The organism is Citrobacter sp. Cf136 (assembly GCF_030333815.1).
GTDB lineage: Bacteria > Pseudomonadota > Gammaproteobacteria > Enterobacterales > Enterobacteriaceae > Citrobacter > Citrobacter freundii.
On the sequence record NZ_JAOWFE010000001.1, the window covers coordinates 1 to 227 of the forward strand.

Sequence of the window (227 nt, forward strand, 5' to 3'; positions counted from 1 at the left end):
GTCCCCTTCGTCTAGAGGCCCAGGACACCGCCCTTTCACGGCGGTAACAGGGGTTCGAATCCCCTAGGGGACGCCACTTGCTGGTATGTGTGAGTGAAAGTCGCCGACCTCAATATCTCAAAACTTACCTTCGGGTGACGTTTGAGATATTTGCTCTTTAAAAATCTGGATCAAGCTGAAAATTGAAACGACACACTGTTTCATTTCTCCGTAATAAGAAATGAAAA

General features: G+C 46.7%; 1 tRNA gene. It reads left to right on the forward strand.

Annotated features, from left to right (window positions below):
• A tRNA-Glu gene (locus OGV98_RS00005) sits at positions 1–76 on the forward strand.
• Positions 77–227 lie beyond the last annotated feature (151 nt).